The sequence below is a fragment of the Streptomyces sp. NBC_01390 genome (genome assembly GCF_045040105.1).
Classification (GTDB): Bacteria; Actinomycetota; Actinomycetes; order Streptomycetales; family Streptomycetaceae; genus Streptomyces.
This window is the reverse complement of record NZ_CP109551.1, coordinates 3,423,927-3,448,123: the sequence shown is the minus strand read 5'-3', so window position 1 is coordinate 3,448,123 and position 24,197 is coordinate 3,423,927. Positions and strand designations below refer to the sequence as shown.

General features: G+C 68.8%; 17 protein-coding genes. 10 read left to right on the top strand and 7 right to left on the bottom strand.

Going from position 1 to position 24,197, the window contains the following annotated elements; all coding sequences use genetic code 11:
• Nucleotides 1–23 precede the first annotated feature (23 nt).
• Entirely contained in the window at nt 24–467 is a 444-nt protein-coding gene (locus OG241_RS15405) for a VOC family protein (RefSeq protein ID WP_405815929.1), read from the bottom strand.
• A gap of 189 nt (nt 468–656) precedes the next feature.
• Here OG241_RS15405 and OG241_RS15400 point away from each other — a divergent pair, with 189 nt between their 5' ends.
• A complete protein-coding gene (locus tag OG241_RS15400; protein WP_405815928.1) occupies nt 657–3,659 on the top strand; it encodes a bifunctional [glutamine synthetase] adenylyltransferase/[glutamine synthetase]-adenylyl-L-tyrosine phosphorylase in 3,003 nt (1,000 codons plus the stop codon).
• A gap of 58 nt (nt 3,660–3,717) precedes the next feature.
• Here the strand turns inward: OG241_RS15400 and OG241_RS15395 are convergent, their stop codons facing one another.
• On the bottom strand, nt 3,718–4,599 hold the full coding sequence (locus OG241_RS15395; protein ID WP_405815926.1) for a phosphatase PAP2 family protein: 882 nt from the start codon (nt 4,597–4,599) through the stop codon (nt 3,718–3,720).
• A 182-nt stretch (nt 4,600–4,781) separates the two neighbouring features.
• On the bottom strand, nt 4,782–5,816 hold the full coding sequence (locus OG241_RS15390; protein ID WP_405815925.1) for a LacI family DNA-binding transcriptional regulator: 1,035 nt from the start codon (nt 5,814–5,816) through the stop codon (nt 4,782–4,784).
• A 452-nt stretch (nt 5,817–6,268) separates the two neighbouring features.
• Between OG241_RS15390 and OG241_RS15385 the strand changes: the two genes are divergently transcribed.
• The 4 genes from OG241_RS15385 (at nt 6,269) to OG241_RS15370 (ending at nt 11,406) form a co-directional block, all read left to right on the top strand.
• Nucleotides 6,269–7,552, top strand: a complete 1,284-nt coding sequence (locus OG241_RS15385) for an extracellular solute-binding protein (RefSeq protein WP_405815923.1) — start codon at nt 6,269–6,271, stop codon at nt 7,550–7,552.
• A 127-nt stretch (nt 7,553–7,679) separates the two neighbouring features.
• Complete coding sequence (locus OG241_RS15380) at nt 7,680–8,687, top strand: carbohydrate ABC transporter permease (protein WP_405815922.1); 1,008 nt, start codon at nt 7,680–7,682, stop codon at nt 8,685–8,687.
• A gap of 19 nt (nt 8,688–8,706) precedes the next feature.
• Nucleotides 8,707–9,612: a sugar ABC transporter permease gene (locus tag OG241_RS15375; protein WP_405815920.1), complete on the top strand. Its 906-nt coding sequence runs from the start codon at nt 8,707–8,709 to the stop codon at nt 9,610–9,612.
• A gap of 117 nt (nt 9,613–9,729) precedes the next feature.
• Entirely contained in the window at nt 9,730–11,406 is a 1,677-nt protein-coding gene (locus OG241_RS15370; protein ID WP_405815919.1) for a glycoside hydrolase family 13 protein, read from the top strand.
• A gap of 77 nt (nt 11,407–11,483) precedes the next feature.
• On the opposite strand, the gene OG241_RS15365 is transcribed toward OG241_RS15370, so the two are convergent.
• Nucleotides 11,484–11,897, bottom strand: coding sequence for a hypothetical protein (locus OG241_RS15365; RefSeq protein WP_405815918.1), 414 nt, complete (start codon nt 11,895–11,897; stop codon nt 11,484–11,486).
• 103 nt (nt 11,898–12,000) lie between these two features.
• On the bottom strand, nt 12,001–12,972 hold the full coding sequence (locus OG241_RS15360) for a zinc-binding dehydrogenase (protein ID WP_405815917.1): 972 nt from the start codon (nt 12,970–12,972) through the stop codon (nt 12,001–12,003).
• 99 nt (nt 12,973–13,071) lie between these two features.
• Between OG241_RS15360 and OG241_RS15355 the strand changes: the two genes are divergently transcribed.
• Nucleotides 13,072–13,494 carry a winged helix-turn-helix transcriptional regulator gene (locus tag OG241_RS15355; RefSeq protein WP_405815916.1) on the top strand — a complete coding sequence of 141 codons (423 nt, stop codon included), beginning with the start codon at nt 13,072–13,074 and terminating at the stop codon, nt 13,492–13,494.
• A 2-nt stretch (nt 13,495–13,496) separates the two neighbouring features.
• On the opposite strand, the gene OG241_RS15350 is transcribed toward OG241_RS15355, so the two are convergent.
• Nucleotides 13,497–14,150, bottom strand: a complete 654-nt coding sequence (locus tag OG241_RS15350; RefSeq protein WP_405815915.1) for a hypothetical protein — start codon at nt 14,148–14,150, stop codon at nt 13,497–13,499.
• Nucleotides 14,151–14,430: 280 nt separating this feature from the next.
• Here OG241_RS15350 and OG241_RS15345 point away from each other — a divergent pair, with 280 nt between their 5' ends.
• A complete protein-coding gene (locus tag OG241_RS15345; protein ID WP_405815914.1) occupies nt 14,431–15,297 on the top strand; it encodes an NAD(P)H-binding protein in 867 nt (288 codons plus the stop codon).
• Nucleotides 15,298–15,357: 60 nt separating this feature from the next.
• Nucleotides 15,358–16,116 carry a methyltransferase domain-containing protein gene (locus tag OG241_RS15340; protein ID WP_405815913.1) on the top strand — a complete coding sequence of 253 codons (759 nt, stop codon included), beginning with the start codon at nt 15,358–15,360 and terminating at the stop codon, nt 16,114–16,116.
• 59 nt (nt 16,117–16,175) lie between these two features.
• Here the strand turns inward: OG241_RS15340 and OG241_RS15335 are convergent, their stop codons facing one another.
• Nucleotides 16,176–16,832, bottom strand: coding sequence for a DsbA family oxidoreductase (locus tag OG241_RS15335; RefSeq protein ID WP_405815912.1), 657 nt, complete (start codon nt 16,830–16,832; stop codon nt 16,176–16,178).
• 317 nt (nt 16,833–17,149) lie between these two features.
• Here OG241_RS15335 and OG241_RS15330 point away from each other — a divergent pair, with 317 nt between their 5' ends.
• Both OG241_RS15330 and pulA read left to right on the top strand, forming a co-directional pair.
• Nucleotides 17,150–18,532, top strand: a complete 1,383-nt coding sequence (locus OG241_RS15330) for an alpha-amylase family protein (RefSeq protein ID WP_405815911.1) — start codon at nt 17,150–17,152, stop codon at nt 18,530–18,532.
• 106 nt (nt 18,533–18,638) lie between these two features.
• Nucleotides 18,639–24,131 carry a pullulanase-type alpha-1,6-glucosidase gene (gene pulA / locus OG241_RS15325; RefSeq protein WP_405815910.1) on the top strand — a complete coding sequence of 1,831 codons (5,493 nt, stop codon included), beginning with the start codon at nt 18,639–18,641 and terminating at the stop codon, nt 24,129–24,131.
• Nucleotides 24,132–24,197: the final 66 nt, after the last annotated feature.

Genomic DNA, 24,197 nt, shown 5'->3' with positions numbered 1-24,197 from the left:
CCCCTAAGGGGGCTGCGCCTCCCTTAGGGGCGCGTTGCCGTTTCTGTCAGTAGGGCGTGCAGCGGCTTCGTTGCTCGTTGGCGGTATTCCTGGATTGCCCAGCCGTTGCCGTCGGGGTCCTTGAAGTACATGAATGTGGCGCCGTCGCCGGGTGAGTACTGCACCGGCTCCGACACCTCCAGGCCCCGTTCGAGCAGCTCGGCGTGGGCCGCCTTGATGTCGGGGACGCAGAGCTGGAGGCCCTGGTACGAGCCCGGTGCGGGCGTCGGGCCGTCCATCGTCTCCCAGATGGTGTCGCCCAGGGCGATCGAACAGCCCGAGCCCGGGGGCGTGAGCTGGACGATGCGCATCCCCGGCATGACCTCCTGGTCGATGTCCACGTGGAAGCCGGCCTTGTCACGGTAGAAGTCCCGGGCCCGGTCGATGTCACTCACGGGCAGCGGGACGACTTCGAGCGTGTACTGCATCGCTGGTCCTCCAGATCGCGTTCACGTCGGCTCCCCTCACCGAAGCCGAAAACCGGGCGGAGCGCCACCGAAACGACCAGGTCGGTGGCCCGAAGGTACGTTCCGGTCCGCCCGGCGCTTCCCGACGTCTCTCCGGTTACGCTCGTGGGCGTACGACCTTGATCCGATGGTCCGACGGGAAGGCCCAGGATGATGGCGCCGGGGCGCAGGAGCAGTACCTTCACGCGGCTGCTGCGGCACGGTTTCACCGATCCCTCCGCCGCCGAGCGGCTCCTCGACAGCGTCGAGCTCGCGCCGATGCGCGACGACCCGGTGCTGCTCGATGCGCTGGGCGCGACCGCCGACCCGGATCTCGCGCTGCTCGGGCTCGTCCGGCTCGCCGAGGCGCAGGACGGCCGGACCGCCCGGCACGAGCTGCTGGACACGGTGATAGCGGCCAAGCCGCTGCGCGACCGGCTGCTCGGGGTGCTCGGCGCCTCCGCCGCCCTCGCCGACCATCTGATCCGGCATCCCCACGACTGGCAGGCCCTCGTCATGTACGAGCCCCGGGATCTCCATCCCGGGGTGGAGGAGTTCGAGCGAGGGCTCGCCGAGGCCACCGACCCCGTGTCGCTGCGCGTCGCCTACCGGCGCTGCCTGCTGTCCATCGCCGCCCGAGACGTCTGCGGCACCACCGACGTCGCCGAGACCGCCGCCGAGCTGGCCGACCTCGCCACCGCGACCCTGCGCGCCGCCCTCACCATCGCCCGCACCGCCGCGCCCGACGACGCCGCGATCTGCCGGCTCGCCGTCGTCGCCATGGGCAAGTGCGGTGGCCACGAGCTCAATTACGTGTCCGACGTCGACGTCATCTTCGTCGGTGAGGCCGTCGAAGGCGCCGACGAGGGGAAGGCGCTGCAGGCCGCCACCCGGCTCGCCTCGCATCTCATGCGGATCTGCTCCGAGACCACCATCGAGGGGAGCATCTGGCCCGTCGACGCCAATCTGCGCCCCGAGGGCCGCAACGGTCCGCTGGTGCGTCCCCTCAGCAGCCATCTCGCCTACTACCAGCGCTGGGCCAAGACCTGGGAGTTCCAGGCCCTGTTGAAGGCCCGCCCGGTCGCCGGCGACCTGGAGCTGGGGGAGGCGTACGTCGCCGCGCTCGCCCCCCTCGTCTGGCACGCCGCCGAGCGCGACAACTTCGTCGTCGACGTGCAGAAGATGCGCCGCCGCGTCATCGAGAACATTCCCGTCGCCGAGGTGGACAGGGAGCTGAAGCTCGGGCCCGGCGGGTTGCGGGACGTCGAATTCGCCGTCCAGCTGCTCCAGTTGGTGCACGGTCGGGCCGACACCTCGCTGCGCAGCGGAACCACCCTGGACGCGCTGAACGCCCTCGCCGCCGGCGGGTACGTCGGACGCGCGGACGCCGTGCAGCTCGACGACGCCTATCGCTTCCTGCGGTCGATGGAGCACCGGATCCAGCTGTTCCGGCTGCGCCGCACCCACCTCGTGCCCGAGGACGAGGCCGATCTGCGGCGTATCGGGCGCTCGCTGGGGCTGCGCACCGACCCGGTGGCCGAGCTGAACCGGGAGTGGAAGCGGCACGCGTCCGTCGTACGGCGGTTGCACGAGAAGCTCTTCTACCGGCCACTGCTCGACGCGGTCGCCCAACTCGCCCCGGGTGAAACCAGGTTGAGCACCGGCGCGGCCCGGGAGCGACTGGTCGCGCTCGGGTACGCCGATCCGGCCGCCGCCCTCAGGCACCTTGAGGCGCTGGCCAGCGGGGTGAGCCGCAAGGCGGCCATCCAACGGACGCTACTGCCCGTCCTGTTGGGCTGGTTCGCCGACTCCGCCGACCCGGACGCCGGACTGCTCAACTTCCGCAAGGTGTCGGACGCGCTGGGCCGAACCCCCTGGTATCTACGGCTGTTGAGGGACGAGGGGGCCGCCGCCGAGAACCTGGCACGGGTCCTGTCCGCCGGACGCCTCGCCCCCGACCTGCTGATGCGGGCCCCGGAGGCCGTCGCGCTGCTCGGTGACGGCGACGCGGACGGGCTGGCGCCGCGCCAACGCGCCCACCTGGAGCAGGAGATACTGGCCGCTGTCGGGCGCTCCGAGACCGGCGAACAGGGCGTGTACGCGGCGCGCGGGGTCCGGCGGCGCGAGCTGTTCCGTACGGCCGCCACCGACATCGTCGGCTCCTACGGCACCGAGCAGTCGCCCGCCGAGGCCGACCAGGGTGCCCTGGTGGACCGGGTCGGCGGCGCGCTCTCCGACATCACGGCGGCGACCCTGGCCGGGACACTGCGGGCGGTCGTGCGGGACGGCTGGGGGGACACCCTGCCCACCCGGTTCGCGGTGATCGGCATGGGCCGCTTCGGCGGCCACGAGCTGGGCTACGGCTCAGACGCCGACGTCCTGTTCGTGCACGAACCCCGGGAGGGCGTCGACGAGCACGAGGCCGCCAAAGCGGCGAACGCCGTGGTCTCCGAGATGCGGCGCCTCCTCCAAGCCCCCAGCGCCGACCCGCCGTTGCTCATCGACGCGGATCTGCGCCCGGAGGGCAAGTCGGGGCCGCTGGTCCGGACCCTGACGTCGTACGAGGCGTACTACCGCCGCTGGTCCCTCGGTTGGGAGTCCCAGGCGCTGCTGCGGGCCGAAGTCGTCGCCGGGGACCTGGACCTGGGGCGCCGCTTCATCGAGCTGATCGATCCGCTGCGCTACCCGGCGGAGGGGCTCGGCGACGACGCGGTGCGCGAGATCAGGCGCCTGAAGGCACGTATGGAGTCGGAGCGGATGCCCCGGGGCGCCGATCCGACCCTGCACACCAAGCTCGGGCGGGGCGGTCTCTCGGACGTGGAGTGGACCGTCCAGTTGCTGCAGCTCCAGCACGGGTGGGTCGAACCGGGCCTGCGGACGACCCGTACCCGGGAGGCACTCGCCGCCGCCTGCGCCGCCGAACTGGTCTCCGGGGAGGACGCGGCCATACTGGACGAGGCGTGGGTCCTGGCCACCCGGGTGCGCAACGCCGTGATGCTGGTGCGCGGCAGGGCCGGGGACACCTTCCCCTCGGACGGGCGGGAACTGGGCGCGGTGGGCCGGTATCTGGGGTACGGGCCGGGTCATGTCGGCGACATGATCGACGCGTACCGGCGGACCACCCGGCGGGCACGCGGGGTCGTCGAGACGCTGTTCTACGGGGCGTCGATGTAGGGATTGCCGGCGTGGGGAACGTCGGCGTGGGAAACCGGGCCCGGCTCGCCCGGCGCGGTCACGGCTTGACCGGGAGCAGCGGGCCGCCCCGCCCCTGTACCGGGACCAGTTTCGGCAGGGCATAAGGAAGCCTGCCGTACCAGAGACGGGCCACCATGAAGCCGAAGGCCAGGCACATCAGGCCGCCCACCGCGTCCAGCCAGAAGTGGTTGGCCGTGGCGACGATCACCACCAGGGTGGCCACCGGGTAGAGCAGCCCCAGAACCCGCACCCACGGGACACTCGCCAGGGCGAAGATCGTCAGACCGCACCAGGTGGACCAGCCGATGTGCATCGACGGCATCGCCGCATACTGGTTCGACATGTGCTTGAGGTCGCCGGAGGCCATCGAACCCCAGGTGTGGTGGACCATCACCGTGTCGACGAAGTCGCCGCCGTTCATCAGCCGGGGCGGGGCCAGCGGATACAGGTAGTAACCGACCAGGGCCACCACCGTGGTCGCGAAGAGGGTCAGCCGTGTCGCCGCGTACCGGCCTGGGTGACTGCGGTACAGCCACACCAGAACACCGAGAGTGACGACGAAGTGCAGCGTCGCGTAGTAGTAGTTCATGCCCACGATCAGCCAAGTCACCGAGTTGATCGCGTGGTTGACCGACTCCTCGACGGCGATGCCCAGGGTGTGCTCGGTCTTCCAGAGCCAGTCCGCGTTGCGCAGCGCCTCGGCCTTCTGCTCCGGCACGGAGTTGCGGATCATCGAGTACGTCCAGTAACTGACCGCGATCAGAAGGATCTCGAACCAGAGCCGTGGCCGGCGCGGAGTGCGTACTCGACGCAGGAGTCCCCTGACCACGTGGCCGTTCCCCTCCGCCGTGTCGTCCGTGACGGAATGTGGAGCGGCCCGGTCGTGGCCTTCCCTGGTTGTCACGGTCGATTCGCCCATGGACACAGAGTCTGCCAGATACGGCCCCCTCCCAGATCATCCCCTGGTCCTGTCCGGCCCGCACGTTCTACGGCGCGGTGACGGGGTCCGAACTACTACCAGGGGACTGCCCGAAGCGGGGCATTCTCCACCCAGAGGACGACACCGAGGGACATGCCCCTGAGGGCGAGTGCGGGCGGGCCTCAGGGGCGAGTGCGGTCCCCGGGGGCCGAAGCCGTGGAGCCCCGGACCACCAGTTCCGGCATGAACACGAACTCGCTGTGCGGGGCCGGCGTACCGCCGATCTCCTCCAGCAGGGTGCGTACGGCGGCCTGGCCCATCGCCGGGACCGGCTTGCGGACCGTGGTGAGGGGCGGGTCGGTGAAGGCGATCAGGGGGGAGTCGTCGAACCCCACGACCGAGACGTCCCGGGGGACCTCCAGACCGCGCTGCCTGGCCGCCCGTATCGCGCCCAGCGCCATCATGTCGCTCGCGCACACCACCGCCGTGCAGTCGCGGTCGATGAGCGCCAGGGCCGCCGCCTGGCCACCCTCCAGGGTGTACAGCGAGTGCTGGACGAACCGCGTCTCGACGTCCTGCGCCGTCAGGCCCAGCAGATCCTGCATCGTCCGTACGAAACCCTCGATCTTGCGCTGGACCGGCACGAAACGCTTCGGGCCCAGGGCCAGCCCGATACGGGTGTGGCCGAGCGAGACGAGATGGGTGACCGCGAGGTTCATCGCCGCGCGGTCGTCAGGGGAGATGAACGGCGCCTGCACCTTGGGGGAGAAGCCGTCCACCAGCACGAACGGCACACCCTGGGCGCGCAGTTGCTCGTAGCGCTGCATGTCGGCGGAGGTGTCCGCGTGCAGTCCGGAGACGAAGATGATGCCCGCCACGCCCCGGTCGACGAGCATCTCCGTCAGCTCGTCCTCCGTGGAACCACCGGGGGTCTGGGTGGCCAGGACCGGGGTGTAACCCTGCCGGGTCAGGGCCTGGCCTATGACCTGCGCCAGGGCGGGGAAGATCGGGTTCTCCAGCTCCGGGGTGATGAGGCCCACCAGGCCCTCGCTGCGCTGACGCAGCCGGACGGGGCGCTCGTAGCCCAGTACGTCGAGGGCGGCGAGCACGGTCTGGCGGGTGGTGGCGGCGACGCCCGGCTTCCCGTTCAGGACCCGGCTGACAGTCGCTTCGCTCACCCCCGCCTGGGCGGCGATGTCGGCAAGCCGTGTGGTCACAGGGCTGGACTGTACCGGCCGGCCCTCGCCTTGCCCACCGAACGGACGCCGGGCACGGGCCGTCGAACGGCCCGCCGGACGGCCGGGCCGGCCGCTCGCCGCTGCGGGTTGCTGCGTCATCGCGCTCCCTCGTGTCTGGCACGTGTGTCTTGCGTGTGTCTGATGGGGCGTACATGGCAAGAGCTTGCAGAGTCTTGCACAAGTGTCCCGGATCCCGCTGGGCCCCGGCAGAACTGGGGTTCTGGCCATCTCGAGGCAGAGGTCCGAAGGGTCACGGGGCGGTAACTGTCGCCGGTTCTTGCATTTTTTTGCTGCAAGGTCTTTCGTCGCGCTTACATCGCTGTTACGTTCACGTCGCCCGGCGGCGGCAACGAAGCGGCCGGCAAGTCGGCGGAAACGGCGGACGGGCCCGTTCCCGCCAGTACACGGGCTTTAACCCTCAAGGAGAACTCATGCGGCGTGGCATAGCGGCCACCGCGCTGGTGGCGTCCCTCGCCCTCGCGGCGACGGCCTGCGGCGGAGACGGCAGCGGAAGTGACGACGGCGACAAGGCTTCCGGTCCGGTCACCATCACCTGGTGGGACACCTCCAACGCCACCAACGAGGCGCCGACGTACCAGGCCCTCGTCAAGGAGTTCGAGGCCGCCAACAAGGACGTCAAGGTCAAGTACGTCAACGTCCCCTTCGACCAGGCGCAGAACAAGTTCGACACCGCCGCCGGTGCCTCCGGCGCCCCGGACGTGCTGCGCTCCGAGGTCGGCTGGACCCCCGCCTTCGCCAAGAAGGGTTTCCTGCTGCCGCTCGACGGCACCGAGGCCCTCACCGACGAGGCCAAGTTCCAGCCCAGCCTGATCGAACAGGCCAAGTACGAGGGCAAGACGTACGGCGTCCCGATCGTCACCGACACCCTCGCGCTGGTCTACAACAAGGCGCTCTTCACGAAGGCCGGCCTCACCGAGGCCCCGAAGACCTGGGCCGACCTGAAGACGGCCGCCGCCGCCGTGAAGACGAAGACCGGCGTCGACGGCTACTGGGGCTCCACCCAGGCCTACTACGCGCAGAGCTTCCTCTACGGCGAGGGCACCGACACCGTCGACGCCACCGCCAAGAAGATCACCGTCAACTCGGCCGCCGCGAAGAAGGCCTACGGCACCTGGCTCGGCCTCTTCGACGGCAAGGGCCTGCACAAGGCGGACACCACCGCCGACGCCTACGCCCACATCCAGGACGCGTTCGTCAACGGCAAGGTCGCCGCGATCGTCCAGGGCCCGTGGGAGATCACCAACTTCTACAAGGGCACCGCGTTCAAGGACAAGGCCAACCTCGGCATCGCCACCGTCCCGGCCGGCTCCACCGGCAAGGCGGGCGCCCCGACCGGCGGTCACAACCTCTCCGTGTACGCGGGCTCCGACGCCGCGCACCAGAAGGCCGCGCTGAAGTTCGTCAACTTCATGACCTCCGCGAAGTCCCAGTCGCAGATCGCCCTGAAGAACTCCACGCTGCCCACCCGCGACGACGCCTACACCGCCGAGGTCAAGGCCGACCCGGGCCTCGCCGGCTACCAGAGCGTCCTCCCCGCCGCCCAGCCCCGCCCGGCACTGCCCGAGTACAGCTCCCTGTGGGGGCCGCTCGACACCGAGCTGCCGCAGATCGCGGGCGGCAAGGAGTCCCTCGACAAGGGCCTCGGCAACGCGGAGACCGCCATCGCCAAGCTGGTCCCGGACTTCGCCAAGTGACCCCGAATGGCCGTCGGAACCGCCCAGTCGCCAGTGGACTCGGGGGACGGTTCCGGCGGTCATCGGCCCGTCCGCCGTACCCCCTGATTTTCCGGTCCTCCAGGATCCTCCAGAAGGTGTCGAACCTATGACAGTCGCCATCGACCGCGCGACCGGCAAACGCCGGGGCGAGCCCGGGCAGCAACGCCCTGGACGGCTCGATCGTCTCAAGCACGCCTACCAGAAGTACTGGTACGCGTACGCGATGATCGCGCCCGTGGTCGTCGTGCTCGGCGGACTCGTGCTCTACCCGCTCGTGCGCGGCCTCTATCTGACGCTCACGGACGCCAACAGCCTCAACTCGGCCCGCACGATCGGCGTCAACCACATCGACGCCACCTACAAGTTCATCGGCTTCGACAACTACGCCGACATCCTGTGGGGCGACACCGCGTACGACCGCTTCTGGTCGCACTTCATCTGGACGATCGTCTGGACCGTGCTCTGCGTGGCCCTGCACTACAGCATCGGCCTCGGCCTTGCTCTCCTGCTGAACCAGAAACTGCGCGGGCGCACCTTCTACCGGCTGATCCTGGTCCTGCCGTGGGCCGTGCCCACCTTCGTCACCGTCTTCGGCTGGCGGTTCATGCTCGCCGACGGCGGCATCATCAACACGATGCTCGACGCCGTGCACCTGCCGTCACCGCTGTGGCTGGAGGACACCTTCTGGCAGCGGTTCGCCGCGATCATGGTCAACACCTGGTGCGGGGTGCCGTTCATGATGGTCTCGCTCCTCGGCGGCCTCCAGTCCATCGACTCCACGCTGTACGAGGCGGCGGACATGGACGGCGCGAACGCCTGGCAGCGGTTCTGGTACGTCACCCTCCCCGGCCTGCGCTCCGTCAGCTCCACCGTCGTACTCCTCGGCGTCATCTGGACGTTCAACCAGTTCGCCGTCATCTTCCTGCTGTTCGGCACCACCGCCCCGGACGCGCAGATCCTCGTCACCTGGGCCTACTACCTCGGCTTCGGCCAACAGCCGCGCGACTTCGCGCAGTCGGCGGCCTACGGGATGCTGCTGCTGGCCATCCTCGTCGTCTTCACCTCCTTCTACCGCCGCTGGCTGAACCGCAATGACCAGCAGCTCGCGATCTGAGGCAGGAGTCCCAACCCCCATGAGTGCCATGACAGTTCAGAAGTCCGCGAAGCCGGACCCGGCCGACCCTGCCGCCGCCCGACAGCTCGCACGCCGCGGCCGACGCGGCCTCACCACCGCCCTCGCCTCCCACGGCATCCTGACCGTCGCGAGCCTGATCGCGCTCTTCCCGATCGCCTGGCTGATCTATCTGTCCCTCGGCCCCGACAAGGACGACTACCTCCACCCCGGGGGCATCTGGGACAAGATGACGTTCGACAACTACTCGTTCGTCCTCCAGCACACCAACTTCTTCGACTGGATGAAGAGTTCGCTGATCGTCTCCCTCGGGACGACGGTCATCGGGGTGATGGTCGCGGCGACCACCGGGTACGCGGTCTCGCGGATGCGCTTCCCCGGCTACCGCAAGTTCATGTGGGTGCTGCTGGTCACCCAGATGTTCCCGATCGCCGTACTCATCGTGCCGATGTATCAGATCCTGTCGGACCTCCAGCTCATCGACAGCTACCTCGGACTGGTCCTCGTCTACTGCTCGACGGCCGTGCCCTACTGCGCGTGGCTGCTCAAGGGATACTTCGACACGATCCCCTTCGAGATCGACGAGGCGGGACGCGTCGACGGGCTGACCCCCTTCGGCACCTTCGCGCGGCTCATCCTGCCGCTGGCCAAACCGGGCCTGGCGGTCGCCGCGTTCTACAGCTTCATCACCGCGTTCGGCGAGGTCGCGTTCGCCTCGACGTTCATGCTGTCGGACACGAAGTACACCTTCGCGGTCGGCCTGCAGAGCTTCGTCAGCGAACACGACGCCCAGCGCAATCTGATGGCCGCCACCGCGGTACTGGTCGCGATACCCGTCTCCGCCTTCTTCTACCTGGTCCAGAAGAACCTGGTGGCAGGCCTGACAGCGGGCGGCACCAAGGGCTGACGCGGCCGCGCCCCAAAGGGGCGCGGGGAACTGCGCGACCAGCCACGACGAACCCGCAGCGGCAAGACCAGCAGAAACCACCCCATGACCCGAACTCGGTTACACATCAAGGACGTTATGAGCCAGCACTCCACCGCTCCGGCCCCGACCTCCACGCCCGCCGTCGCCGCCCACCAGGACTGGTGGCGCGACGCGGTCATCTACCAGGTCTACCCCCGCAGCTTCGCCGACAGCAACGGCGACGGCATGGGCGACCTGGAAGGCGTACGAACCCGGCTGCCGTATCTGCGCGACCTGGGCGTCGACGCCGTGTGGCTCAGCCCGTTCTACGCCTCCCCGCAGGCCGACGCCGGCTACGACGTCGCCGACTACCGGGCCGTGGACCCCATGTTCGGCAACCTCCTCGACGCCGACGCGCTGATCCGCGACGCCCACGAACTGAACCTCAGGATCATCGTCGACCTGGTCCCCAACCACTCCTCCGACCAGCACGAGTGGTTCAAGCGGGCGCTGCGCGAGGGCCCCGGCTCACCGCTCCGGGACCGCTACCACTTCCGCCCCGGCAAGGGCGAGACCGGCGAACTCCCGCCCAACGACTGGGAGTCCGTCTTCGGCGGCCCCGCGTGGACACGGGTGACGGAGCCCGACGGCACACCCGGCGCCTGGTACCTGCACCTCTTCGCGCCCGAGCAGCCCGACTTCAACTGGGAACACCCGGCCGTCGGGGACGAGTTCCGCTCGGTCCTGCGGTTCTGGCTCGACATGGGCGTCGACGGATTCCGTATCGACGTCGCACACGGACTGGTGAAGGCGGAGGGCCTCCCCGACCTGGGAACCCACGACCAGGTCAAGCTGCTGGGCAACGATGTCATGCCGTTCTTCGACCAGGACGGCGTGCACGCGATCTACCGGCAGTGGCGCTTGATCCTCGACGAGTACGCCGGCGAGCGCATCTTCGTCGCCGAGGCGTGGACCCCGACCATCGAGCGCACGGCGAACTACGTGCGCCCGGACGAACTCCACCAGGCCTTCAACTTCCAGTACCTGGCCACCTATTGGGACGCGGCGGAGCTCAAGGTCGTCATCGACCGCACCCTCGACGCCATGCGCCCGGTCGGTGCCCCCGCCACGTGGGTCCTCTCCAACCACGACGTCACCCGCCACGCCACCCGCTTCGCCAACGAGCCCGGTCTCGGCACGCAGCTCCGGCTCGCCGGAGACCGCGCGCTGGGTCTGCGCAGGGCCCGAGCGGCCACCCTCCTCATGCTGGCGCTGCCCGGCTCGGCGTACGTCTACCAGGGTGAGGAGCTGGGCCTCCCGGACGTCGTCGACCTCTCCGACGAGGTCCGCCAGGACCCCGCGTACTTCCGGGGCGCCGGCCAGGACGGCTTCCGTGACGGCTGCCGGGTCCCGATCCCCTGGACCCGCGAGGGCTCGTCGTACGGCTTCGGCGACGGCGGCTCCTGGCTCCCGCAGCCCGCCGAGTGGGCCGAGCTGAGCGTCGAGGCACAGACCGGGACACCCGGCTCGACCCTGGAGCTGTACCGCGCCGCACTTGCCGCCCGACGCGAGCATCCCGCCCTCGGCGCGGGCGACTCCGTCGAGTGGCTGCGGGCGCCCCAGGGCGTCCTCGCCTTCCGGCGCGGCGACTTCGTGTGCGTCGCGAACACGAGCGGCGAGGCGGTCACGATCCGCGCGTACGGCGAGATCCTGGTCGCCAGCGCCGAGGTGACGGTGGCGGACGACGAGGCGAAGCTGCCGGCGGACACGACGGTGTGGTGGACGACGGTCTGACAGTCCCGCCTGCCCGAGCAGACGTAGGCGCCGTCGAGCGAACCACCAGGACCCGTTGCCCAGTTGGGCGACGGGTCCTACTCGGCTGCGACCGTCCAGGGACCCGTTCGCTGCACGGAGGCGATCACAGCGGAGACGGCGGTGGTCGCGGCGAGGCTTCCCAGCATGACCAGCCCCACGCCGATGACGAACAGGCCGCTGGCGTCGTCCGACCAGTCGTAGAAGGCGGCAACGGTCAGACCGACCGGGGCACCGAGCACGGCGCCCGGGAAGTAGCGCCGGGACGCGGCCCAGTACACCGGCGCCAGCAGGCTCAGCACCAGCCCGATCACCTGCCACGCCTCGTACGGGCCGGTGGTGCTGCCGTCGGGATGCACGTCCCGCCGCTGGTCCCAGCCCAGCCAGGCGGCCCACAACCCCAGGGCCGCACCGGCCAGCACCAGGACCGGCAGCAACTGGCGGCCGTACTTCGGTGGTTGTCGTCGTTCCATGCCTCAAGGTTCTCGGCCCACGCCACGGCCGACCAGAGCGCGAGTACTCAAGCGCGCCTGAGTACGGGACCGCACCACAGTTCCCGAAGAGAATGAAGAGAGCTCAGGCCAGTAGGAGCGTCTTGCCCACCACGGTGCGGCCCTCGATCGCCGCGTGCGCTTCGGCGGCCTGTCGCAACGGAAAGGTCTGGCCGATGAGCGGACGGAGCCGACCGGCCGCCGCCTCGGTGATGGCCTGTTCGGCCAGTCGCCTTCGCTCGCTGTCCGGGAGTTGCACATCCTGGATTCCCCGGACGCTCACCGCGCGTCGTTCGGCCTCCTGGCGGTCGACCTGGGCGAATCCGCCACTGGGGGCGCCATGCGCGGAGAACTGTCCGCCGGGTGCCGTGAGGGCGAACGCGTACCGGCCGATGTCCCCGCCGACCCCGTCGAACACCACATCGGCGCCCACACCGCCGGTTGCCTCCAGCACGCGCTCGGGCCAGTCCGGCAGGGAGTAGTCGACCACGACCCCGGCGCCCCGCTCCCGTACCGCCGCCAACTTGTGTTCACCGCGTGCGGCGCCGATGACCTGGGCGCCCGCCGCATGCGCCAACTGCACCAGCAGGCTGCCGAAACCGCCCGCCGCCGGCAGGACCAGCACCCGGGACCGCGGAGCGACCTTGGCCGTTTCGAACACCGTCAGTGCCGTGGGACCGTCGTTGAGGAGCGACGCCGCCTCGGGCAGGCCCAGTCCGTTCGGCACCCGGATCAGTGACTCGGCCGGGACCACCACCCGCTCCGCGTAGCCGCCGTATCCGCCGACATGGACCGCGACCCGCTGACCGACCAGGCCCCGGTCCACCCCCTCGCCCGCGGAGAGCACATGACCGGCCACACCGTCACCCGGTACGTAGGGCGGCTGCACCGAGAAGAACTCCCTGCCCCACCCGCCGCGGACCTGGGTCTCGATGAACAGGACGTCCGCCACCGCCACTTCGATCACAACCTGCCCGGGTCCGGCGACCGGATCGGGTAACTCACGCGGCGTCAGGACCTCGGGAGAGCCGAAGCGTTCCACTCGGACAACCAGCATCGTGATCTCTCCCTTGGGTCGTTACGGATCCGGGCGCAGACCCACTCTAGACAGGAAGCTTCCTGCCAGTAAGCCCATACCTCTTGGTAAGCTCCAGTCATGGAAGTAGGGTTCGAGGTCACGGGCGAGGTCACTGACCGTGCGACGGTGAAGCCCGGTGACGCGTTCAACGACGACTGTCCGGGGCGTCACGTCCTGAATCACGTCACCAGTCGCTGGGGGGTTCTGATCCTCAGCGCGCTGAGTGCGGGCCCTCTTCGCTTCTACATGCTGCGCGACCGGATCGGCGGGATCAGCGAGAAGATGCTGTCCCAGAACCTGCGCATCCTCGTGCGGGACGGTCTGATCCAGCGGAAGGTCGAGCCCGCCGCCCCTCCCAGAGTCTCCTACGCGTTGACTCCGCTGGGCGCCGGGCTCGCCCTCCGGACGCAGGGAGTCGTCGACTGGATCACCCTGCACGCGAACGACATCACCGAAGCCCAGCGTCAGTACGATTCCGCGGTTGGCGACGCCGGGCCGTAGCGTCAGCCCTCGACGGCTCCGATGTCCGAGACGATGCGGCAGTGCACGATGCGCGGCGGTCCGATCTCGTGCTGGTTGGCCTCCGTCAGTCCGCCTGGAATCGACGGATGGTTCATGTAGACCTGGAAGGCGTCGCGGTCCACCCACTGTGGGTTGTTGAGGAACTCCGTGCCGTCGAGGCTGATGTAGGGAGTGGCCGCGACAAAGCCGGGAATGTCATGCTTCCATTCGCCGGTTCCGAGCAGCACGGCGTGCACATCGTGTGCCGCCTGGCGATCACGGACGCGCCGGGTGGCCACTACGGTGTACCCGGTCGCCTCACCCTCCGCGGGACCCGCGAACCCCTGCACCTGGGTGCCCACGAACGTGGCCCGGTCCAGGATCTCCAACTCGCCCAAACGGTCCTGGAACCCTTTGCCGTCGGACGCCACCGCCTTGGCGTGTGCCCGGTAGTCACTCTCGTCGGCCCAGTGAACTCGGGCCACCAGGGTGTCACCCTCGAAATCCTGATAGAGGCGGGCGGAGACGAACCCCGGGGTCTGCCAATAGTTTTCCTCGATTTCGACAGTGAATATATCCGCGAGTTCCGCTGCGGCACCTGAAACCGTGACGCTTTCGAAAACGAAAACACCGGTCCGAGGTTCCAGCAGTTTCATAGGGGACACGTTGCGCTCCTTGTGATCGTTCCTGTCGGCTGCCTGACGGTCTCCCGGGCCGGTGTGAACTGCCCGTGAAGCTTATGTGAGAGAGGCTCTGTCGATACTTCGGCCGACCAGATTTTTCATTCATCTGACAGAGCTTCACCGGAATCTTGAACAGTTTCCTTGACCGCCGGTTCTCGAGCGAAGAGGCTTCGGGAAAGCGTTCGGTGACATGTCATCGGATGAGCTGGTCCAGGTAATTCCCCGGTTTATCGAGCATGGGAGATCAGGAAGCATGATGCCCGAGCAGCGCACCGTCCTGGTCACCGCGGCCACCGGCAATGTCGGTCCGCACGTCGCCAGTCAGTTGCTGGACGAAGGTGTTGCCGTCCGCGCCCTGGTGCTGGACGGCGATCCCCACATCGCGAAGCTGCCTGACGGAGTCGAGCTGTACTACGGCGACCTGGCCGATCCGGACAGCCTGGACCCCGCTCTGGACGGAGTCGACGGAGTCTTCTGGATGTGGCCGTTCTTCACGCTCGGCGTCGAGACGGCGCCGGCGGTGCTGGAGAAGATCGAGAGGCAGGCGAGCCGGATAGCGCTCGTGTCGTCCGTCGGCGTCCATATCGGTCTCGAGCGCAGGGACGACAACTGCCATGCGTACCTCGAGGAGTTGACAGACAAGACCAGCCTGGACCGGACCTTCCTGCGCACCACGGGGTTCATGGCGAACGCCCTGGGGTTCGCCGGTCAGATCAAGAACGGCGGTGTGGTGCGCTCCCCCTACGGCGCCGCCGTCCGGACCGCTGTGCACGAAGCGGACCTGGCCGCCGTCGGCGTACGGGCGCTGACCGATGACGGGCATGCGGGCAAGGCGTACCTGGTGACCGGTCCGCAGGCCCAGAGCCAGGAGGAAACGGTCCGGATCATCGGCGATGTGATCGGCCGCCGGCTCAGCTGGGAGGACGTCCCCGCGCAGGCCGCGCGCGACGAGATGGTGGCGGGCGGCTGGCCTCCGTCGTACGCGGACGGAGCACTGGACTACTTCGCCACGCTCACCACCGAACCGGAGGTCGGGTCGACGACCGTGGCGGAGGTCACGGGGAGGCCCGCCCGGACGTTCCGTGAGTGGGCCGAGGAGCATGCCGACATGTTCCGCTGAGCCGTATCTCGCACACCACCCGCCAGTCACCGGAGCAATGCAGAAAGGAAAGGTCCCGTCATGACGGCCAGCGCCGAGGTCGAGGAAGCCCTGTCCCAGCTGTGGGAGCAGATCTACGACCCACAGACCATCAGCATCATCGAGAGCCTGCCGATCCAGCGGACCTGGAACTGCCTGGAGGTGGGAGCCGGGGCGGGTTCGATGTCCTACTGGCTGGCCGAGCAGGCCGATCGGGGCGCGGTGGTCGCCCTCGACACGGACACCAGCCGGCTGGATGCCGACCGCGCGACCAATCTGACGGTGCTGCAACAAGACCTCGGGGAGGCCGAGTTCGCCGAGGGCTCGTTCGACCTTGTTCTCGGCAGGGCGGTGTTCGAACATCTGGCACAGCCGGAAGAGGTGCTGAGGCGCGCGGTGTCCTGGCTGGCTCCGGGTGGCTGGCTGCTGCTCGAGGACTTCTACTTCCTGCCGAGCGAGCACGCCGCGACCCCTGCCGGGCGTGCCCTGGTGGGGGCCTATCTCACGGGCTGGAAGGCGGCGGGCGCCGACATGCACTGGGGCCGCCGGCTGCCGTCGACGCTCGCGCGGGCCGGACTGACCTCGGTGGGCGTGCGGGTGACACCGTTGGGTCCGGGGCAACATGAACTGGACAACGAACTCATGCGGCTGCGGATGAAGCTGCAGGGCGCCGGGCTCGTCGAGCGGGGCCTGGTGAGCGTCGAGGACCTGGCCGCGTTCGTGGCGGGTCTCGACGATCCGCACGCACGCGATGTCACCACGCTGGAGTTCTCCGTCTGGGGGCGGCGACCCGTCGAGTAACAGCGGCGGACGGGGTGCCGAACCTCCCTGGTTCCCCGGCGCACCTCCTCGGACGGTCGTCACCGGGTCGATCGTGGTTGCCGCCAGGCCCGCCGCAGCAGGTCGGTCAGGTCGTCGGGAGACTGTGAACCGGACGTCAGGTAGGTATTGTTCACCACATAACTGGGCACCCCTCGGATGCCCACCCCCCGCGCCAGCACCTTGTCGCTCTCCACCGCGTCCGCGAACGCGTGCGTGTCCAGCACCGTCCCGACCTCCTCGCGGTCGAGTCCGACCTCCTCGGCCAGGCCGATCAGGGTCTCGCGGTCGGAGATCAGCGCGCCCTCGCCGGTGTAGGCCGACATCAGCCGGCCGCGCATCGCCTCCGTCCGGCCGTGCTTCGTGGCGAGATGCACCAGCCTGTGCGCGTCGAAGGAGTTCGTCATCCGGATCTTGTCGATCCGGTACTCCAGGCCCAAGCCGGCGGCGAGGGAGGCGAGTTGTCCGAGGACCTGCTTGGCGTGCGCCTCGGTGGTGCCCATGTCCCGCGCGGAGCGCCGGACGGCGGGCTCGTAGCCGTCACGCGGCAGTGCCGGGTCGAGTTCGAACGAGTGGTGCCGTACGGTCACGGCGTCACGGTGCTCGAACTGTGCGAGGGCGGTGTCGAACTGAGCCTTTCCGATGGGGCACCAGAGGCAGACGATGTCGGACCAGATATCCACGGTGATCTCCGTCATCCAGCCATCGTAGGCAGGCCACTTTTCCTGGATATGCCCATACTTTTGGGTAAGTTCCAGATGCGGAGGTAGGACTGGAGGTCGCCGACGGGACGTCGGCACCGCCGAGTGACGCATTCAACAGCTCTGCCCCGCTCGGTGGGGCGTCTCCCGAAGCCCCGGCTCTCCGGCCGGGGCTTTTCGGCGTGGGTGTGCCGCAAGGGTTGACCACCTGACAAGTGGGCTCGTACCTTCTGGTCGGCTGAAAGTTTTCAGCAACTTTGCTGCAAGAACCCGCAAGAGATCTTGCCTGGACCTTCAACGGAGAAGGACCCCACATGGCCAGCAGAACCCTCTCCAGCCCCCTTGCCCTCGTCGCGGGCGCGTCGATCGCGCTCGCCGTCCCCACGGGCGCCGCCGTCGCCTCCCCGCCCGGCAGCAAGGACGTCACCGCCGTCCTCTTCGAGTGGAAGTTCGCCTCGGTGGCCAAGGAGTGCACCAACACCCTCGGCCCCGCCGGCTACGGCTTCGTGCAGGTCTCCCCGCCCGCCGAGCACATACAGGGCTCGCAGTGGTGGACCTCGTACCAGCCCGTCAGCTACCGGATCGCCGGTCGCCTCGGAGACGCCACCGCGTTCAGGAGCATGGTCGACACGTGTCATGCCGCAGGCGTCAAGGTCGTCGTCGACACCGTCATCAACCACATGTCGGCGGGCAGCGGCACCGGCACCGGCGGTTCGTCGTACAGCAAGTACAACTACCCCGGCCTGTACTCCTCGCCCGACTTCGACGACTGCACCTCGCCGGTCAACAACTACCAGGACCGCTGGAACGTCCAGCACTGCGAGCTCGTCAACCTCGCCGACCTGGACACGGGTGAGGACTACGTCCGTTCCGCCATCGCCGGCTACCTGAACACGCTCCTCGGCTACGGCGTCGACGGCTTCCGTATCGACGCGGCGAAGCACATCGCCGCCGCCGACCTCGCCAACATCAAGTCCCGGCTGAGCAACACGTCGGTGTACTGGAAGCAGGAGGCCATCTACGGCAGCGGCGAGGCCGTCCAGCCCACCGAGTACACGGGCAACGGGGATGTCCAGGAGTTCCGTTACGCCTTCGACCTCAAGCGGGTCTTCAACAACGAGAACCTCGCCTACCTGAAGAACTACGGCGAGGGGTGGGGGTACATGAGCAGCTCGGTCGCCGGTGTGTTCGTCGACAACCACGACACCGAGCGGAACGGCTCCACGCTCAGCTACAAGGACAACGCCAACTACACCCTCGCCAACGTCTTCATGCTGGCCTACCCGTACGGCGCCCCGGACATCAACTCCGGCTACGAGTTCTCCGACACGGACGCGGGGCCGCCGGGCGGCGGTACGGTCAACGCCTGTTGGCAGGACGGCTGGAAGTGTCAGCACGCCTGGCCGGAGATCATGCGCATGGTCGCCTTCCGCAACGCCGTGCGCGGTGAGTCCGTCGGCAACTGGTGGGACAACGGGGGTGACGCCATCGCCTTCGGCCGGGGTGCCAAGGGCTTCGTCGCCATCAACCACGAGTCGAGCAGTCTGAGTCGGACCTACCAGACCTCGCTGGCCGCCGGGACGTACTGCAACGTGCAGAGCAACACCTCGGTGACCGTCAATTCGAGCGGTCAGTTCACCGCGACGCTGGGTGCGAACACGGCTCTGGCGATCTACGCGGGCAAGTCGAGCTGCTGAAAGTTCTTTCCAGTGTTTTCAGGACTCTTGCTGTAAGCGTTTCCTCGGCGATACGGTCGCGCGGGGTCGGACCCGCAAGAGCCGCGATCGCAAGGAGTCCACGTCCGTGATACCGAGATGGCCGGCGCCGCCGAGACGCCGTACTACCCGCACTCCCCGCACTACCCGTGCAGGCCGGGTCGCTGCGGTCACCGTGACCGCGTTGGCCGCAGCGCTCGTCCAGCCTCTGGCCGCCGGAGCGAACACCCCGGCCCCGGCCCCGGCCCCGCCCCCGCCGCCTTCCGACAGCAGGCTCGCGGCCGAACCGGCCCGGCACGACGCCACCCGCGAGCAGTTCTACTTCGTCCTCCCGGACCGTTTCGCGGGCGGCAGCACCGCCAACGACCGTGGCGGGCTCACCGGTTCACGCCTCGCCACCGGCTACGACCCCACTGACAAGGGCTTCTACCAGGGCGGCGACCTCAAAGGCCTCACCAACAGGCTCGACTACATCAAGGGCCTCGGCACCACCGCGATCTGGCTCGCCCCGATCTTCAAGAACGCGCCCGTGCAGGGCACCGGAGCGGACGCCTCCGCCGGCTACCACGGCTACTGGATCACCGACTTCACCCAGGTCGACCCGCACTTCGGCACCAACCAGGACCTCGAAACCCTCATCTCCAAGGCCCACACCAAGGGCATGAAGGTCTTCTTCGACGTCATCACCAACCACACCGCCGACGTCGTCGACTACGAGCAGAAGTCCTACGACTACCTCTCCAAGGGCGCCTTCCCGTACCTCACCAAGGACGGTGAGCCCTTCGACGACGCCGACTACGCGGACGGGAAGAACGGCTTCCCGTCCGTCGACGCCGACTCCTTCCCCCGCACGCCCGTCGTCCCCGCCGCGAAGAAGAACACCAAGGTCCCGTCCTGGCTCAACGACCCGACGATGTACCACAACCGGGGCGACTCCACCTGGGCCGGAGAGTCCGCCACCTACGGCGACTTCGTCGGCCTCGACGACCTGTGGACCGAGCGTCCCGAGGTCGTCAGCGGGATGGAGAAGATCTACGAGCGGTGGGTGCGGGACTTCCGGATCGACGGCTTCCGGATCGACACCGTGAAGCACGTCAACATGGAGTTCTGGACCCAGTGGGCCACCGCGCTGGACAGGTACGCGGCTCGGCACGGCCGTGACGACTTCTTCATGTTCGGCGAGGTCTACTCCGCGGACACCTCCGTGACCTCCCCGTACGTCACTCAGGGCCGCCTCGACTCCACGCTCGACTTCCCCTTCCAGGACGCGGCCCGCTCGTACGCCTCCCAGGGCGGCAGCGCCCAGAAGCTCGCCTCGGTCTTCGGCGGCGACTACAAGTACACGACCGACAAGGCCAACGCCTATGAGCAGGTCACCTTCCTCGGCAACCACGACATGGGCCGGATCGGGTACTTCCTGCGGCAGGACAACCCCACGGCCACCGACGCCGAACTCCTCGCCAAGGACCGGCTCGCCAACGAGTTGATGTTCCTCAGCCGGGGCAACCCCGTCGTCTACTACGGCGACGAGCAGGGCTTCACCGGCGCGGGCGGCGACAAGGACGCCCGCCAGACCATGTTCGCCTCGAAGGTCACCGACTACCTCGACGACGACGAACTCGGCACGGACCGCACGCACGCGAGCGACGCCTACGACACGAGTGCACCGCTCTACAAGCAGATCAGTGCTCTCGCAGCCCTCCGCAAGGCCAACCCCGCCCTCGCCGACGGCGTCCAGACCGAGCGCTACGCGGCCGACGGCCCCGGCGTCTACGCCGTCTCCCGAACCGACGCCCAGTCCGGCACCGAGTACCTCGTCGCCTTCAACAACGCGTCCGAGCCGAAGACGGCCACCTTCGCGACCGGTTCGGCCGGCATGGCGTTCAAGGGCATCTACGGCATCAACGCCACGGTGACCAGCGGCACCGACCGCGAGATCACCGTCACCGTCCCGGCCGGCTCCGCCATCGTCCTCAAGGCCACCGGCAGACTCCCCGCGCCCACCGCCAGGCCGTCCCTCACCCTCCAGGCCCCGCCCGCCGGAGCCACCGGCACCGTCGACATCACCGCCGACATCGGCGTCGACGGCGGACAGTCGGCCCGCGTCGTCTTCGCCGCCCAGACCGGCAACGGCAAGTGGCAGACCCTGGGCTCCGCCGACCACGCGCCCTACCGGGTCACCCAGACCATCGCCAAGAACACTGCCCCCGGAACACCCCTGCGCTACAAGGCGGTTGTGGTCGACCGCGCCGGACACACGGCGAGTGCCACAGCGACCTCCACCACGGGCACCCCGCCCGCCCCCGAAGTCCCCACGGCCTCCTCGCGCGACTACGCAGTCGTCCACTACAAGCGCGCGGACGGCGACTACACCGACTGGCGCCTGTACGCCTGGGGCGACCTCGCCGACGGCGAGGCCACCACCTGGCCGGCCGGCCACGACTTCGTCGGCCGGGACGCATACGGCGCCTTCGCCTACGTCAAGCTCAAGCCCGGTGCGTCCAGCGTCAGTTACCTCGTCATCGACAAGGACGGCAACAAGGACGTCTCCGCCGACCGTTCGATCGACGTCACGAAGACCGGCGAGATCTGGGTCGAGCAGGGCAAGGAGACCGTCCTCACCGAGCGGCCGACGGCCGACTACCCGGCGCAGGACAAGACCAAGGCCGTCCTCCACTACCACCGCTCCGACGGGAACTACGACGGCTGGGGCCCACACGTCTGGTCCGGCGCCGCGAACCCCACCGACTGGTCCAGCCCTCTCAAGCCGGTGCGGATCGACGCCTACGGCGCCGTCTACGAGGTTCCGCTCAACGACGGTGCCACCAGCCTGAGTTACATCATCCACAAGGGCGATGAGAAGGACCTTCCCACCGATCAGGCCCTCGACCTCACGGCCGACGGCCACGAGGTCTGGCTCCTGAACGGCCAGGAGAAGTACCTGCTCCCGCAGCCCGCGGGCAGCGCCGCCGCCCTCGACCTGACCACCTCCAAGGCCGTCTGGATCGACCGGAACACCGTCGCCTGGAACGGCAACGACGCGGCGGCCTCAACCCAGTTGCTGTACTCCCGCACCGGCTCGATCACCGCGAAGGACGGCACGCTCACCAGCACCGACGAGCACTGGCTCCGCCTCACCAGGTCGGCTCTGACCGACGCCCAGAAGGCGAAGTTCCCGCACCTGGCCTCGTACACCGCCTGGACCGTCGACCCACGTGACCGCGACCGGGTCCGCGAGGCCCTGCGCGGCCAGCTCGTCGCCTCCCAACGAGCCGCGAACGGAGCTGTGTTGGCGGCTACGGGCGTGCAGATCGCCGGTGTGCTCGACGATGTGTACGGCACCGCCGCAGCGCACGCCGACCTCGGGCCGACGTTCGGCAAGGGGCGTCCGACACTCTCCGTCTGGGCGCCCACCGCGCAGTCGGTGAAGCTCGACCTCGACGGCTCCACGGTCGCCATGAAGCGCGACGACACCACCGGCGTCTGGTCCGTCACCGGCGGCAAGTCCTGGAAGAACAAGCCCTATCGGTACGTCGTGAAGGTCTGGGCGCCGAGCGTCGCCAAGGTCGTCACCAACCACGTCACCGACCCGTACTCCGTCGCCCTGACCGCCGACTCCGAGCGCAGCCTCGTCGTCGACCTGGACGACAAGTCCCTTGCCCCGCCCGGCTGGACGTCGTACAGCAAGCCCAAAGCGGTACCCCTCCACGACGCCGAGATCCAGGAACTGCACGTCCGGGACTTCTCCGTCGCCGACGACACCGTGCCCGCGAAGGACAAGGGCACCTACCTCGCCTTCGCCGACCGGAACAGCGACGGCTCCAGGCACCTCCGCGAACTGGCGAAGGCCGGCACCTCCTACGTCCACCTCCTGCCCGCCTTCGACATCGCGACCATCCCGGAGAAGAAGGCGGACCAGGCGGTGGTCGACTGCGACCTGTCCTCCTACGCCGCCGACTCCGACCAGCAGCAGGCATGCGTCGCGAAGACCGCCGCGAAGGACGCGTACAACTGGGGCTACGACCCGTACCACTACACCGTCCCGGAGGGCTCGTACGCGAGCGACCCGGACGGTACGCGGCGCACGGTCGAGTTCCGGCAGATGGTGAAGTCGCTCAACGGCGACGGCCTGCGGGTCGTGATGGACGTGGTCTACAACCACACGCCCGCCGCCGGTCAGGCGAAGACGAGCGTCCTCGACCAGGTGGTCCCCGGCTACTACCAGCGGCTCCTGGCCGACGGCTCGGTCGCCAACTCCACCTGCTGCGCCAACACCGCGCCCGAGAACACCATGATGGGCAAGCTCGTCGTCGACTCGATCGTCACCTGGGCCCGGGAGTACAAGGTCGACGGCTTCCGCTTCGACCTGATGGGCCACCACCCGAAGGCCAACATCCTGGCGGTCAGAAAGGCACTCGACGCGCTCACCCTCAAGAAGGACGGCGTCGACGGCAAGAAGATCATCCTGTACGGGGAGGGCTGGAACTTCGGTGAGGTCGCCGACGACGCCCGGTTCGTCCAGGCCACGCAGAAGAACATGGCGGGGACGGGCATCGCGACCTTCTCCGACCGGGCCCGCGACGCCGTGCGAGGCGGCGGCCCCTTCGACGAGGACCCGGGCGTCCAGGGCTTCGCGTCCGGGCTGTACACCGACCCCAACTCCTCCGCCGCCAACGGAACTTCGGTGCAGCAGAAGGCCCGCCTCCTGCACTACCAGGACCTGATCAAGGTGGGCCTGACCGGCAACCTCGCCGCCTACCGCTTCACCGACACTGACGGCAAGGAGGTCACGGGCGCCCAGGTCGACTACAACGGCGGGCCCGCCGGTTACGCGCAGGCGCCCGGCGACGCCCTCGCCTACGCCGACGCGCACGACAACGAGTCACTGTTCGACGCGCTCGCCTTCAAACTGCCCGCCACGACGAGCGCGGCCGACCGGGCCCGTATGCAGGTCCTCGCCATGGCCACGGCCACCCTCTCGCAGGGCCCGGCCCTCTCCCAGGCGGGCAGCGACCTGCTGCGCTCCAAGTCGCTCGACCGCAACTCCTATGACAGCGGTGACTGGTTCAACGCCATCCACTGGAACTGCGCCGACGGTAACGGCAACGGCGGCAGTAGCGGCAACGGCTTCGGACGCGGGCTGCCCATGGCCGCCGACAACGCCGCCAAGTGGTCATACGCCAAGCCTCTGTTGGGCGCCGGGAACGTCAGGGCCGGCTGCGAACAGATCCAGGGCGCGTCCGCCGCGTACCGCGATCTGCTGAGAATCCGTACGACCGAGCGCGACTTCTCCCTCGACACGGCCGGACAGGTGCAGTCGAAGCTCTCCTTCCTGCTGTCCGGCAAGGACGAGACGCCCGGCGTGATCACCATGCGACTCGGCGATCTCGTCATCGTGTTCAACGCGACGCCCGAACGCCGTGAGCAGCGGATCGGCAGGGCGGCCGGGACCTCGTACGCGCTGCACCCCGTGCTGCGGGCGGGAGCGGACGCCGTCGTCAAGTCGGCCACGTACGAACGGGAGTCGGGCACCTTCGCCGTTCCGGGGAGAACCGTCGCCGTATTCTCCCGTACCCCCTGACAAGCGCATATCGTGGTGGGGCAGACCCGGACCCGGTCTGCCCCACCGGTGTGTCCAAGGGCGGCA